Annotated in this window: 12 protein-coding genes, 2 tRNA genes and 1 pseudogene; 8 read left to right on the top strand and 7 right to left on the bottom strand. The window is 64.1% G+C overall.

What is annotated here, in order from left to right; all coding sequences use genetic code 11:
- Positions 1-13: 13 nt before the first annotated feature.
- A tRNA-Pro gene (locus tag L6Q21_RS06475) sits at positions 14-91 on the bottom strand.
- A 246-nt stretch (positions 92-337) separates the two neighbouring features.
- Here L6Q21_RS06475 and rtcR point away from each other — a divergent pair.
- Positions 338-1,933: an RNA repair transcriptional activator RtcR gene (gene rtcR, locus L6Q21_RS06470; RefSeq protein ID WP_237829866.1), complete on the top strand. Its 1,596-nt coding sequence runs from the start codon at positions 338-340 to the stop codon at positions 1,931-1,933.
- Between the two features lie 198 nt (positions 1,934-2,131).
- Here the strand turns inward: rtcR and L6Q21_RS06465 are convergent, their stop codons facing one another.
- On the bottom strand, positions 2,132-2,752 hold the full coding sequence (locus L6Q21_RS06465) for a TetR/AcrR family transcriptional regulator (protein WP_237829865.1): 621 nt from the start codon (positions 2,750-2,752) through the stop codon (positions 2,132-2,134).
- A gap of 189 nt (positions 2,753-2,941) precedes the next feature.
- Here L6Q21_RS06465 and L6Q21_RS06460 point away from each other — a divergent pair, with 189 nt between their 5' ends.
- Positions 2,942-5,230: a TonB-dependent receptor gene (locus L6Q21_RS06460; RefSeq protein ID WP_237829864.1), complete on the top strand. Its 2,289-nt coding sequence runs from the start codon at positions 2,942-2,944 to the stop codon at positions 5,228-5,230.
- A complete protein-coding gene (locus L6Q21_RS06455) occupies positions 5,230-6,114 on the top strand; it encodes an alpha/beta fold hydrolase (RefSeq protein WP_237829863.1) in 885 nt (294 codons plus the stop codon). Before L6Q21_RS06460 ends, L6Q21_RS06455 begins: the two co-directional genes overlap by 1 nt.
- A 146-nt stretch (positions 6,115-6,260) precedes the next feature.
- Here L6Q21_RS06455 and L6Q21_RS06450 read toward each other — a convergent pair.
- The 4 genes and pseudogenes from L6Q21_RS06450 to L6Q21_RS06440 form a co-directional block, all read right to left on the bottom strand.
- Positions 6,261-6,575, bottom strand: a pseudogene (locus L6Q21_RS06450) (IS3 family transposase); the annotation flags it as partial.
- A 44-nt stretch (positions 6,576-6,619) separates the two neighbouring features.
- Positions 6,620-6,763, bottom strand: a complete 144-nt coding sequence (locus tag L6Q21_RS18220; RefSeq protein ID WP_418895810.1) for a transposase — start codon at positions 6,761-6,763, stop codon at positions 6,620-6,622.
- A 296-nt stretch (positions 6,764-7,059) separates the two neighbouring features.
- Complete coding sequence (locus L6Q21_RS06445) at positions 7,060-7,272, bottom strand: TetR/AcrR family transcriptional regulator (RefSeq protein WP_237829862.1); 213 nt, start codon at positions 7,270-7,272, stop codon at positions 7,060-7,062.
- A 403-nt stretch (positions 7,273-7,675) separates the two neighbouring features.
- A tRNA-Ser gene (locus L6Q21_RS06440) sits at positions 7,676-7,765 on the bottom strand.
- 153 nt (positions 7,766-7,918) lie between these two features.
- Here L6Q21_RS06440 and hspQ point away from each other — a divergent pair.
- The gene (gene hspQ, locus L6Q21_RS06435; protein ID WP_237829861.1) at positions 7,919-8,329 is read left to right on the top strand and encodes a heat shock protein HspQ; all 411 of its coding nucleotides are present in this window, start codon (positions 7,919-7,921) and stop codon (positions 8,327-8,329) included.
- A gap of 189 nt (positions 8,330-8,518) precedes the next feature.
- Here hspQ and L6Q21_RS06430 read toward each other — a convergent pair whose 3' ends face one another.
- Positions 8,519-9,673 (bottom strand): 3-hydroxyacyl-CoA dehydrogenase, encoded by a 1,155-nt coding sequence (locus L6Q21_RS06430; protein ID WP_336246229.1) that lies wholly within the window; start codon positions 9,671-9,673, stop codon positions 8,519-8,521.
- A 54-nt stretch (positions 9,674-9,727) separates the two neighbouring features.
- Between L6Q21_RS06430 and nadA the strand changes: the two genes are divergently transcribed.
- From nadA to nadC, 4 genes are read left to right on the top strand one after another with little or no spacing between them, the layout of a single operon-like run.
- Positions 9,728-10,738, top strand: coding sequence for a quinolinate synthase NadA (gene nadA / locus L6Q21_RS06425; protein ID WP_237829860.1), 1,011 nt, complete (start codon positions 9,728-9,730; stop codon positions 10,736-10,738).
- 14 nt (positions 10,739-10,752) lie between these two features.
- Positions 10,753-12,828, top strand: coding sequence for a prolyl oligopeptidase family serine peptidase (locus L6Q21_RS06420; protein ID WP_237829859.1), 2,076 nt, complete (start codon positions 10,753-10,755; stop codon positions 12,826-12,828).
- A complete protein-coding gene (locus L6Q21_RS06415) occupies positions 12,825-13,190 on the top strand; it encodes a hypothetical protein (protein ID WP_237829858.1) in 366 nt (121 codons plus the stop codon). Before L6Q21_RS06420 ends, L6Q21_RS06415 begins: the two co-directional genes overlap by 4 nt.
- Positions 13,177-14,040, top strand: coding sequence for a carboxylating nicotinate-nucleotide diphosphorylase (nadC, locus tag L6Q21_RS06410; protein ID WP_237829857.1), 864 nt, complete (start codon positions 13,177-13,179; stop codon positions 14,038-14,040). The genes L6Q21_RS06415 and nadC overlap by 14 nt, the downstream gene beginning before the upstream one ends.
- Positions 14,041-14,048 lie beyond the last annotated feature (8 nt).

Below are 14,048 nucleotides of genomic sequence, written 5' to 3'. Positions count from 1 at the left end.
CAACTCCTTCATCTGGTCAGGGCGGCAGGATTTGAACCTGCGGCCTCCTGCTCCCAAGGCAGGCGCTCTGCGCAAGCTGAGCTACGCCCTATGAATTCTCCGGTCCTTGGGGCGGCCGGCCCATTCCGACCGCCCCAGTTCCGCCTGCCGACCGAGTAGTCTGCCCCGGTCGACGCCAAAAGAACTGCACGGAGCATGCCAAACCATCAGAAAGAGACAGAAAAACTCACATCATATTGATTTTATCTATTTTATTTTTCTCCCCATCGGAACGCTCAAGCTTGGGATTCTGAAAAATATGATCGCATGAGATAGGATTTTATCCTATGATATAAGAATGAAACCCCTGACCGTTATCGGCTTCCTCGGCTCCACCCTCGACGCGAGCAAGTTCGGCCCCTCGCGTTGGAACAAGTGGCGCCCGACCGTCGCGCTGACCATGCATGAGGATCTGCGGGTTGATCGACTGGTGCTGTTGCACGGCACCGCCCATCGTCGCCTCGCCGAATATGTCGCGGAAGACATCGCTTCCGTTTCGCCGGAGACTCAGGTCGACATGCGGGTCCTCGATTTCCGCGACCCCTGGGATTTCGAGGAGGTTTATGGAAAGCTGCTCGACTTCGCGCGGGCCGAGCCATTTGATCCGGACGAGCAGGATTATCTCCTCCACATCACCACGGGCACACACGTCGCGCAGATATGTCTCTTCCTGCTGACCGAGGCGCGTTACCTGCCGGGGCGCCTGCTCCAGACCCAACCGGCGAAGCGCGCCGAGGATGGTGGGGCGCCCGGTCGCTGGAGCATCATCGACCTCGACCTTTCGCGCTATGATAGCATCGCGACCCGCTTCGCCGTTACGAGCGCGGAGAGCACGTCTTTCCTCAAATCCGGCATCGATACACGCAACGCCGCCTTCAACCGCATGATCGACGAGATCGAGCAGGTAGCGCTGCGCTCGCGCGCACCAGTGCTGCTGATGGGACCAACTGGCGCGGGCAAGAGTCAGCTGGCCCGGCGCATCTACGAACTCAAAAAGGCCAAGCACCAGATTGCCGGGCCATTTGTGGAAGTGAACTGCGCGACCCTGAAGGGCGACAGCGCCATGTCGGCCCTGTTCGGCCATCGCAAGGGGGCCTTCACCGGAGCGGTTGCCGACCGACCGGGCTTGTTGCGCGCCGCTGACAAAGGCATGCTGTTCCTCGATGAGATTGGCGAACTCGGCCTCGACGAACAGGCGATGATCCTGCGCGCCATCGAGGACAAGCGCTTCCTGCCCGTTGGCGCGGACAAAGAGGTGGCATCAGACTTTCAGTTGATCGCCGGCACCAATCGCGACCTCGGCGAGGCAGTAGCCGCTGGTGCTTTCCGCGACGACCTTTATGCGCGCCTCAATCTCTGGACCTTCCGCTTGCCGGGCCTCGTCGACCGGCGTGAGGATATCGAGCCCAATCTCGACTATGAACTGGACAGGTTCGCGGAACGCGAGGGCGACCAGGCCAGCTTCAACAAGGAAGCGCGCCTGCGCTATCTCGCCTTCGCGACGTCCGGAGAGGCAAGCTGGCCGGGCAACTTCCGCGACCTCGCCGCCAGTGTGACCCGCATGGCCACGCTAAGTCCGAAGGGACGGATCGATGTCGACAGTGTCGATAAAGAGATTGAGCGCCTGCGACGGCTATGGTCGGGGCAGGCCGACAATGCTGCCGATATTCTTTCAGGGCTGTTGCCCCCGGAACGCATCGGCGAACTCGACCTGTTCGATCATGTTCAGCTTGCCGAGACGATCCGGGTGTGCAGGACCAGTCGCTCTCTGTCGGAAGCGGGCAGAATCTTGTTCAATGCGTCTCGTACTCGACGCAGCAGTTCGAATGACGCTGACCGCCTGCGGAAGTATCTCGCACGGTTTGGACTGGATTGGTCGACGGTGGACAAATGACGAGCGACGCCAACAAAGCGGACGCTCGAAGGCCAAAAATAGTTCCTTGAGACCTGCCCTTGGTTCCCCAAGCCACGACAACGGAGCGAGCGACTGGCTCTGGGACCTTTGCCACCGTCAGCTTCGGGTACTGGCGGCAGTGGCTGAGCTGATCGACGCCGACGCGGGCAACGACGCAGCCGGGCAGCCTGGGTGCCTCTACCCGTCCGTTCGTCTGTCGCTCAGGAAACTGCGGCAAAGCTCCCTCAGTGCCGCGCGGTTTCCGGGCAGCAGCGTGTCGGTGATCACATAGCTGTAGATCAGGAAAGCGCGCGCCTGCACCTGTTCGGCCGGAATCCCGTTCGCCGCGATCACCGCCTCGAAATAGGCAAGCCGGTGGCGGTCGATCTCGGCCATGGCCTTCGCCGGGCGCTCATCGGTCAGCGCCCAGGTGCGCATCGCCATTTCGATATAGGCGCCGGTCTTTGCGCGATCCATGTCCGGGATGCTGAACAGCCGCACCAGCCGGTCCTCCGGCGCTGCATCCAGCGCCCCCAGTTCGGTGACGAGCCCGGTGGTGGTGCGCAGCCGCCAATAGTCGATCATCGCTTCCAGAAAGGCATCGCGCGAGGGGAAGCGCGCGTAGAACATGCCCTTCGTCACGCCAAGCTGCCCGGCGACCAGCTCCACCCGCACGGAATCGATGCCGCCCGTCGCCAGCTGCTCCAGCGCCGTCAGGAACCAGCGCTCTGTCGGGATCTTCGGCTTCGGCCCGCGCCGGGCGGGCGGCTCGGTCAGCTCGGAAATATAGGGCTGCAACGGCAGCGGAGGAAGCTTCATGGCACCCGAGCCTAGGTCCTCCGTCCCGCACGGTCAATCTCTGCGCGGGCCTATATCATCCTGGTTCGAATGTATTTATCCAGCCTATGTTGACGAGATGTTTCAAAGAGGATTATCAATAATACATACGGATACGAATGAATAAGCCATAACGGCTAAGGGGAGGTTAGGATGGTTTTTGATCGACGGGTGAATTGGGCCCTTCTGCTGGCAGGTTCCGCGCTGACCCTTGGCCTCGCCGGCCCTGCGCAGGCGCAGGAAACGGAAACCGCAAAGGAAGAACGCGCAAGCGGCCTTGACGACATCATCGTCACCGCCCGCCGCCGTGAGGAAAGCCTGCGCGACGTGCCGATCTCCGTCAGCGCCTTTTCGGCCGAAGCGTTGGAGGAAAAGGGCACGCCCGACATCACCGGCCTGCAACGCTCCACCCCCAACCTCACCATCCAGGTGGCGCGCGGCACCAACTCCACCCTCACGGCCTTCATCCGCGGCATCGGCCAGCAGGATCCGCTCTGGGGCTTCGAGCCCGGCGTCGGCCTCTATGTGGACGACGTCTACATCGCCCGCCCACAAGGCGCCGTGCTAGACATCTTCGACATCGAGCGCATCGAAGTGCTGCGGGGCCCGCAAGGCACGCTCTATGGCCGCAACACCATCGGCGGCGCGGTGAAATATGTGACGAAGAAGCTCGGCAACGAGTTCACCGGCAAGGTGCGGGCGGAATATGGCACCTATAACGAGCTGAACCTCGTCGGCTCCGTCGCCATCCCGCTGACCGACTGGCTCTCGGTCGGCGGAGCCGTCGCCTGGTACAACCGCGACGGTTATGGCGAGAACCTACATTCGGGCGCCGAAACCAACAACAAGGATGTGCTGGCTGCCCGGCTGTCGCTGGAAATGACGCCGGTCGACAACATCTTCATCCGCCTCGCCGGCGACCGCACGGAAGACAAGTCGAACATCAACCACGGCCACCGCGAAACCTTCGAGCCCAACTCGAAGCAGGCCGTGCTGCCTGGCAAATATGACACGATGGCAGGCCTCGGAGACGACCAGAAGGTCGTCACGCAGGGCGTCTCGCTGCTGGGCGAATGGAACGTGTCGGACACGCTCACCCTGAAGTCGATCACCGCCTGGCGCGACGGCTACACCCGTGGCCCCGGCATCGACTTCGACGGCACGCCGCAGCCCTTCCTGGATGTGGCCGCCAGCGGCAACGTCTACAAGGACCATCAGTTCAGCCAGGAACTGCAGGCGCAGATCGAAACGGATCGCCTGCAAGGGATCGTCGGCCTCTATTACATGGACGCAACCGCCAGCGGCGCCTTCGACACCATCCTCGGCCGCGGCCTGATCCCGGAAGCCGCGCTCGTCCCCGTCGTCAGCGCCTACACCGCGCTGACGCAGCTGACGACCGGCTCGGTCGACACCAGGAGCTTCGCCATCTTCGGGGACTTCAACTACGATATCACCGATCGCCTGAAGGTCTCGGTGGGTGCCCGCTGGACGCGCGACAAGAAGACGGGCGAGGTGTTCAAGGCGAACTATTTCGGCACGCTCGGAAGCCCGCTGCTGAAGCCCTATGTGCCCGTGCTGCCGCCGCCCTATAACGTGCCGCAGATCCTGACGGACTACAGCAACGATCGCACCTTCGAGGAGTTCACGCCGCGCGTCAGCCTCAGTTTCGAGGCGAGCGAGCAGGTGAACCTCTATGCCGCCTATGCGCGCGGCTTCAAGTCGGGCGGGTTCGACATGCGGGGCGACGCCAGCGCCACGCCGGCGACGAAGGACGGCTATGATTCCGAAATCGTCGATTCCTATGAAATCGGCCTGAAGGGCGCCTTTCTCGACAACAGCCTGCGCCTGAACGCCGCTCTCTTCTACGCGGACTATCAGGGCCAGCAGGTGACGACACAGGTCGCCAAGGTGACGCCGCCGCCCGGCGTCGTCAGCTTCGTGGACAACGCCGGCAGTTCGCGCATCTGGGGTGTCGAAGTGGAAGCGAATGCGATGATGAGCCGCAATTTGAGCGCCAACATCACGCTGGGTTATGTGAACGCCAGGTTCAACGAATTCCTCGTCTATGACATGGTGAGTGGCACGATGGTGGACGTGGCCGACAGCCGCGTGTTCCAGAACACACCCGAGTTCACGCTCTCAGCCTCCGTCAACGCGCACGGCGAAGTGGCGGGCGGCTGGCTGACGGTGCAACCGGCGATTTCCTTCCGCAGCGAAACCCACCTGTTCGAAATCCCGATCCCGGCGATCGATCAGGGCGCCTATGCCCTCGTCGACCTCTCCGTCACCTGGACGACGCCGGACGAGAAGTGGCGCTTCGGCGTGTTCGGCCGCAACCTGCTGGACGACCGGTACCGCACCGGCGGCTACAACTTCCCGCTCAATGCCTACGCCCAGTCGGTAATCGGCTTCTATGGCGCGCCGCGCACGGTGCGCGCATCGGTCGAATACCGCTTCTGATGACGGACGCCGCCGTCGCCTTCGTGGAACGACGCTGGACGGCTGCCGACGGATCGTCGCTCTTTGCGCGTGACTATCCGGCGGCGGCCGGCCCGGCCCGGTTGCCGGTGGTGCTGATCCACGGCCTCACCCGCAACTCGGGCGATTTCGAGGATGTGGCACCGTGGATCGCGGCGGGCGGGCGCCGCGTGCTGGCGGTGGACGTCCGCGGCCGCGGCCGCTCGGAATGGAGCGCGGACCCGATGCGCTACCAGCTCCCGACCTACGCGGCCGACATGCTGGCGATGCTGGACGCGCTGGGCATTTCCCGTGCGCATTTCGTCGGCACCTCGATGGGCGGGCTCATCACCCTCCTCGTCTCGGCCCGTCGAATGCGGGCGGTGGCCAGCGCCACGCTCAACGACGTCGGGCCGGAGATCGACCCGGCCGGCATCGCCCGCATCGCCGGCTATGCGGGCAAGCAGGCGGTGATCGAGAACTGGGACGATGCCGCCCGATACGTGAAGCGGACGAGCGAAGTCGCCTTTCCAGATTTCACCGAGGCCGACTGGCTTTCCATGGCCCGCAGGGGCTTTGTGGAAGACGCCGCCGGACGCCCCGTTCTGGACTATGACCCGGACATTTCCCTGCCGATGTCGCGCCGGCCGGTTCCGAACAAATCGTGGCTGGCGGACATCCTGTTCCGCAGGCTGGCGCGGCGGCGGCCCGTGCTGCTGCTGCGCGGCGCCTTGTCGGACATCCTGTCGGCGCCGATTGCCGCGAAAATGCGGCGTGCGGCGCCGAAGATGGTTTATCGTGAAGTGCCCGGCGTAGGTCATGCGCCGTTTCTGACAGAGCCCGCCGCCCGGCGGGCGATCGAGGACTTTCTCGCCCGGCAGCCCTGACACGCGCCGGGCAGTGCAGATTGTCACGATCTGCACTGCCGCCATCAGGGCTTTTCGATAGATCGCGCCCCTGAGAAAGACCATTGCCGGAAGGGGGACAAGTGCAGGCTGGGCTTGTAACGGATTTATGCCGGTCACCTATCTCATCATGCCACCTTGGCTTCGAATGCGAATGGGCTGATGCCGCCTAAATATGAATGGCGCCGCCGGGAACTATAATAGTCGTTGATGTACTGGAAGATGGCAGCTTTAGCTTGCCGCCAGGTTGACCAGCGCTGCTGCCAGATCATCTCCGCCTTCAGGGATTTGAAGAAGGTCTCGACTCCGGAGTTGTCGTAACAATTGTCCTTTTCGCTCATGGATGGACGTAGGCCATAGGCCTGCAGCTTCTTTTGATAGGCGTATGAGCAATATTGGCTGCTGCGATCGGAATGGAAAATACAGCCTACGGGTGGTTGGCGAAGCCGTTCATTCTCTCGCGCCAGATCTGCCTGCTGCGCTACCATCAGGTCCGATGGGCGATATGCGAAACCCATTTGTTCAACGTCGACTTGCCGATCCCCAAATCCGACGCAACCCGCTCACGCGGTAGCCCACTGATCAGCGCAATGCGCACTGCCTCCTGCTTGAATTCTTCACCATGCTTGATCGTCTCGTCGGTCTCCTGTTGCGAGCTTAAAACGCTCGGGTGACCGGCGCAAAACCGTTACAAGTCATCCAGCAAGCCGCCCGCAAAAGCGGTCCTGACGGCGGGGCAACGGCTGCACTTCGGCGAGGGTGCTGCGGCTGTTGCTGGCGAGAGGTCGGCGACGTCCGTACCCTGCTTCAGGATGAACCCCTTTTGCGCGTCTGAGAATCTGGATGCCTTCATCGCTCTTCGCTCCTCCCAGCCAAGGGGAGATTACGGCGAAAAACTCTAACTAAAAGCAGTCCAGTTTTCTGGGATCAGATCAGCTCGACATGGCCACGCGTGCGTTCGCGGTAGCGCAACAACGCCTGTTCGAAGAGGCCGTCCTTGTTGGTGTGGGCGGCATACAGGCTGCCGCGACCGAGGCCCGTCGCATCGACAAGAGCCTGCGCGGACGTGCCATGAACTACCGATCCCGGCAGGCAGCACAGGTTGTTCTCCGCCGGGATCGCGCCGAAATGTGGGAACAAAAGCTACTCCAAATGTTACGATCGCAATCGACCTATCGATTCCGTACTGCCCGGTCATGAGCCAGAGAATGAGCCCGTAAAGAGACGAATCTGCCTGATGGCTATGCTCTCCGTGTACAAAACTTACGGCCAAAGCTGTGGCAACGAGTCAATTGCCCAACCTCTCGCGAGCAACCAAAAGTCTTATGACTAAATGGCGGAAAGCGGTCGGCCCGAACCTTGGTATGGAATCACTTCGCTAACCTACGAAAGTCTGGGGACTAAGTTCCGGCACCCAAAAAACGGAGAATATGATGGCCTACGCCCCAGCCCATCACACCTCAAACCGTACTGAGAGAGCCTGGAGACGATGGTCTCTGCCTGATCGGAAGTTGGGAAAATCTTTTGAAAACAAACGATTGTGTGGCGGAGAGGGTGGGATTCGAACCCACGGTCCGCTTACACGGACAACGGTTTTCGAGACCGCCCCAATCGACCACTCTGGCACCTCTCCGCGCCGGGCTGCTCCGGCCCGCTGAGACCGGTGCCGTTCCCTTATGGTCTCTGGCAAGGCGCGGGCCATAGCCGCCGTGCCGGGCAAACACAAGCCCAACCCCCTTTGCACCAGCCGAAATGCGCCTATATCCTACGGCAGAGGTCGGTTTTGATGACGAACAAAGAACATATTCCCGCCGGAAAGCGCCCCGATGCCAGCGTCGCGCAGCCGCGCCACGCCGAAATCCTTGCGCCGCGAATCGCTGAGGCCCGTTTCGGGATCGGCGACATCGTGCGCCACCGCATCTTCCCTTTCCGCGGCGTGGTGTTCGATGTGGACCCGGAATTCTCCAACACCGAGGAATGGTGGGAGGCTATCCCCGAAGAAGTGCGCCCCGCCAAGGACCAGCCCTTCTACCATCTTCTCGCCGAGAACGAGGAATCCTCCTACGTCGCCTACGTCAGCCAGCAGAATCTGATGCCCGATGAAGAGGGCGAGCCGGTCCGTCACCCCGCCGTCGCGCAGGTGTTCGAAAGCTACCGAGACGGCCGTTATGTGCTGCGCCCGATCAACCGCAACTGATCGGGCAAAGCCCTCAGGTTCAGAACCCATAGACATATATGCTTTCCGTCATCCAGGGCTTGACCCGGGATCCCGCTTCTTGCCTACGCTGGCCGGAAAGCTGGACCCCGGGTCAAGCCCGGGGTGACGAAGGGGAATAGGAGTCCCCAACCTGGGCGCAACCGATCGGGCCGCAACCCTGCGCCCGCTTCAGCGCACCCCCGCCCAGTACATGATGCCGCCGGTGGCGCGCGGCCAGCCATAGCCGTTCACCCACACCGCATCGATGTCGCCGGGGCGCTGGGCGATCCCCTCGGCCAGGATCTTCCGCCCTTCCTCCACCATCGGCTTCAGCAGCCGCTCCAGGATTTCCTGCGCGCTGTGCTCGCGCACCATCCCGCCTTTTTCCTTCACATAGTCACGGATCAACTGCTCGACGACCGGGCTGGGAGAGCGCTTGCGATCCTCGTCATAATCGTAGAATCCAGCCCGCGTCTTCTGCCCGCGCCGGTCCATTTCGCAGAGGCGATCCCGCAGCGTTTCGCCCTTCGACGTCTCCTTCGACCAGCCGATGTCCAGCCCGGCGAGATCGCTCATCTGGAACGGCCCCATGGGGAAGCCGAAATCGGTCAGCACCTTGTCCACCTCCCAGGGCATGGCGCCTTCCATCAGCAGTTCGTTCGCCGCCTGCTGCCGCCTTGAAAGCATGCGGTTGCCGATGAAGCCGTCGCACACGCCCGAGACGACGGGCACCTTGCCGATCTTCACCCCCACTTCCATCGCCGTCTTCAGCACGTCCGGCGCGGTCAGCTTGCCGCGCACCACCTCCAGCAGCTTCATGACATTGGCGGGGGAGAAGAAGTGCATTCCCAGCACGTCCGCCGGCCTCGAGGTGGCGGCGGCGATCTCGTCCACGTTCAGATAGCTGGTGTTGCTGGCGAGGATGGCGCCCTTCTTCGCCAGCCCGTCCAGGCGGGCGAACACCGCCTTCTTGATGGCCATATCCTCGAAGATCGCCTCGATGATGAGGTCGGCGTCGGCCAGATCAGCATAGTCGAGGCTGCCGGTCAGCCGCGCCATGCGCGTCTCCACCTCGTCCGCCGTCAGCTTGCCGCGCTGCAGGGAGCGTTCGTAATTGCCGCGGATCACCTTCAGCCCGCGGTCGAGCGCGGCCTGTTCCCGCTCCACTATGGTCACCGGAATCCCGACATTGGCGAAGTTCATGGCGATTCCGCCGCCCATGGTGCCGGCGCCGATCACCCCCACGCGGGCGATGGGGCGGGTCGGCACATTCGGGCCGATGCCTTCCACTTCGGCCGCCTTGCGTTCCGCCGCCGAAATATGCGCCAATGCCTCGTCGCTCATCTTTTCCTCCCCATATGCTTCGCCTAGAGACTTGGACTTTGAGGAGCCCGGCCGATGGATGCAAGACTGAGAGAAACGCTGAAAGGCCTCGACATCCGCGCGGAGATCGAGCGGCTGCGCAAGGAGCGCAACGCCGTGATCCTGGCGCATTATTACCAGACGCCGGAACTGCAGGACATGGCGGACTTCGTCGGCGATTCGCTGGAGCTGTCGCGCAAGGCGGCCGAGACGGACGCCGATGTGATCGCCTTTTGTGGCGTGCGCTTCATGGCGGAGGTGGCGAAGATCCTCTCTCCGCAGAAAACCGTGATCCTGCCCGACATGGACGCCGGCTGCTCGCTGGAGGACAGTTGCCCGCCGGACGAGTTCGCCGCCTTCCGCGCCGCGCACCCGGACCATCTGTCGCTCACCTACATCAACTGCTCGGCGGCGGTGAAGGCGCATTCGGACATCATCGTCACCTCGTCCAGCGCCGAGAAGATCATCAACTCGCTGCCCCGCGACCAGAAGATCCTCTTCGCGCCCGACAAGCATCTGGGCGCCTGGCTTGCCCGCAAGACCGGGCGCGACATGCTGTTGTGGGACGGGACCTGCATCGTCCATGAAGCTTTCAGCGAGACCGAGCTTCTGAAGCTGAAGGCGCAATATCCGGATGCGCCGGTCGCCGCCCACCCGGAATGCCCGGCGCATATCCTGGACCATGCCGACATGATCGGCAGCACCAGCGCCATCCTGAAGTTCGCGCTGGAAAGCCCAAGCGACCTCATCATCGTCGCCACCGAGCCGCACATCATCCACCAGATGGAGAAGAAGGCCCCGCAAAAGACCTTCATCGGCGCGCCCGGGGCCGACGGCAAATGCTCCTGCAACATGTGCCCCTATATGGCGCTCAACACCGTCGAGAAGCTCTACCTGAGCCTGCGCGACCTGAAGCCGGAACTGCATGTGCCCGAGGAGCTGCGCGTGCGCGCGCTGCTGCCCTTGAACCGCATGCTGGCGATCGCCAGCGGCGCGGCGACCGACCTCACCCCCGCCCAGACCATGCCCCCGGTCACCGGCGACTGACCTGAAGGATGTCCATGAAGACCATCGTTGCCGCCGCGATGCTGCTGGCCGCCCCCGCCGCCGCCCAGACCCCGCCGCCGGCCGATCCGCATCAGTGGCTGGAGGACGTGACCGGCGAGAAGCAGCTCGACTGGGTGCGCGCCCGCAACGCGAAATATCTGCCGGAGCTGGAAGCCGTGCCCGGCTTCGCGGCCTGGCGGGCGAAGGCGGAGACCATTCTTCAGGACCCGCGCCGGATCGCCTATCCGACCGGCGCCAGCCCCAGCGGCGTGACGGCCGGCAGCGTCTACAATTTCTGGCGCGACAAGGATCATGTGCGCGGCCTGTGGCGGGTTTCGCCGCGCGCGGCGTTCGACGCCGGCAAGCCGGAATGGACGACGCTTCTGGACATGGACGCGCTGGAAGCCGCCGAGAAGAAGAATCTGCAATTCTCCGGAGCCTCCTGCTTCGGCGCCGATTACGCGCGCTGCCTCGTCCGCCTGTCGATCGGCGGCAAGGACGCGGTGGAGGTGCGGGAGTTCGACACGAAGGCCCGCCGCTTCGTCCCCGCGTCCGAAGGCGGCTTTGCCAGCCCGGAGGCGAAGCAGGCGCTCGCCTGGCTCGACCAGGACCGGCTGCTGGTCGCCACCGCCGCCGGCCCGGTCAGCACGTCGGGCTATGCCCGCGAAGTCCGGCTGTGGCAGCGCGGCACGCCCTTCTCCAGCGCGAAGCTGCTGCTGAGCATCGGCGAGCAGGAGATGGCCGCCAACCCCGCCGCCTATGGCTCCGGCGCGAACCGCCGGGCCGTCATCCTGCAGGCGCTGACCTTCTGGACCGGCAAGGTCCACCATCTGGGCGCCGACGGGGCGCTCACCGTCTCGCCGCTGCCGGATGACGCCAACTTCCAGTTCATCGCCGATGTGGGCGACGGCCCCCGCGCCTATGCGCTGCTCCGCACCGATTTCAACGGCATCTCGAAGGGCAGCCTCGTGTCCTATGCGGTGCCGGCTTCCGGGGCGCCGGGGCCGGTGGAGGCGGTGTTCACCCCGACCGACAGCCAGGCGATCGACAATGTCGATGCCACCGGCAAGGCCGTCTATGTGAACCTGCTGGACGATGTCGCGGCGAAGCTGGTCCGCCTGCAGCGTGGCAACGGCCAGTGGTCCAGCCGCGAGGTGCCGCTTCCGGCCAACAGCGCGCTCGGCCTCGTCGCCACCGACGATCAGGACACGCTCTACGCCAATGTCGTCGGCTTCACCGAGCCGTCGCGGCTGATGAAGACCGCGAACGGCGCCGCGCCCACGACGCTCGCCTCCGCTCCGGCCTTCTTCGACGGGGCGAAGTTCGAAGTCGCGCAGCGCTTCGCCACCTCGAAGGACGGCACGAAAGTGCCCTATTTCGTGATCCGGCCGAAGGGCGCGAAGGGGCCGCTCAAGACCTATTACTGGTCCTATGGTGGCTTCGAGATCGCGCTGGTCCCGGCCTATCTCCAGCCCGAGGCGCAGATGTGGGTGGAGGCCGGCAACCAATATGTGGTCGGCAACATCCGCGGCGGCGGCGAATATGGCCCGCGCTGGCACCAGGCGGCCCTGCTGGAGAAGCGGCAGAACAGCTATGACGATCTGCACGCCGTCGCCGAGGATCTGAAGAAAACCGGGCAGGCCTCGAAGATCGCCGTCCATGGCCGTTCGAACGGCGGCCTCATGTCGTCGGTCGCCTACACGCAGCGGCCGGACCTTTACGACGCGGCGCTGGTCGGCGTGCCGCTGGCCGACATGCGGCGCTACCATCTGCTGCTGGCGGGGGCCTCGTGGATGGCCGAATATGGCAACCCCGACACCGCCGACTGGGAGTTCATCAAGGCCTACAGCCCCTATCAGAATCTGAAGAAGGCGGCGAAATACCCCCGCGTCTTCTTCTACACCTCCACGAAAGACGACCGGGTCCACCCGGCGCACGCCCGAAAGATGGCGGCCGAAATGGAGGCGTTGGGCCACCCCATCTATTATTATGAGAATATCGACGGCGGCCACGCCGGTGTCGCCAATCTGAAGGAAGCCGCCTACCGCTACGCGCTGATGCTGGCCTATCTCGACAAGGAGCTGAAGTGAGGCGCACACGGGTAGTAGCGCTGCTGGGCATGGCGCTGATCTCGGCGCCTGCCGCCGCGGATCAGTATCTGAAATCCAGGGCTCCCAAAGCGCATATCGACGGCTTTCTGCACGAATGCCGGCAAAAGGTGCCCGATGCGAGCTGTCGCTGCATGGTGAAGGAACTGGCTTCCAACGCGGAAGGCGACTTCCTGCTGGATCTCGGCGCGCCGGCCCTTCGCCTGAAGCAGCAGCCTGCCAATCTGAAGTCGGATGCGGTGCTGAAGGCGCTCAACCGCCATGGGCTGAAGGCGTCGGAAGGCAAGGCAATCGTCGACCGCGCCGCGCCCATCCTGCAAGAGGCCGCCCGTGTCTGCGCCTGAAATCGCCTTGCCCGGCTTCGATCTTTCTGCCTTCGTCGAAGCGACGCTCGCGGAGGATCTGGGCGGCGCGGCCGACGCCGCCCGCGACCTGACGGCGACCGCCTGCCTGCCGGCCGACGCCCGGCTGAAGGCGGTTCTGGACAGCCGCGACAGGGTGGTGGTGGCCGGCCTGCCGCTCGCCGCCGCCTTCTTCCGCCGGCTGGACCCGGCCTGCGCCATCCATATGCTGGTGGCGGACGGCGACGAGGTTGCGGCGGGCACCGACCTGATGACGGTGGAAGGCAACGCCCGGGCGCTGCTCGCCGCCGAACGCTCGGCCCTCAACACGCTGCAGCATCTGACCGGGATCGCCACCCTCACCCGCCGCTATGTGGAAGCAATCGAGGGCACGGAGGCGACGCTTCTCGACACCCGCAAGACGCTGCCGGGCCTCCGGCATCTGGAAAAATACGCCGTTCGCATGGGCGGCGGCCAGAACCACCGCATGGGGCTCTGGGATGCGCCCATGGTGAAGGACAATCACATCGCCGCCGCCGGCGGAATCACGCCGGCGGTCGCCGCCTGCAAGGCGGCCGGGCTTTCCGACATCACCGTGGAGGTGGACCGCATCGACCAGATCGAGCCGGCGATCGCCGCCGGCGCCGACCGGCTGCTGCTGGACAATATGCCGCCGCCGGTTCTGCGCGAGGCGGTGGCGCTGGTCGCCGGGCGGGTGCCGACCGAGGCGTCGGGCGGGGTGAATCTCGACAGCATCCGCGCCATCGCCGAAACCGGGGTGAGCCATATCTCCGTCGGCCGCCTCACCCAGTCGGCGCCGGCCGCCGATGTGGGCATGGACTATCTGGAGTAGGTGACCTG

The organism is Sandaracinobacteroides sayramensis, from assembly GCF_022014495.1.
GTDB lineage: Bacteria > Pseudomonadota > Alphaproteobacteria > Sphingomonadales > Sphingomonadaceae > Sandaracinobacteroides > Sandaracinobacteroides sayramense.
This window is presented reverse-complemented; position numbering and strand designations above follow the sequence as displayed.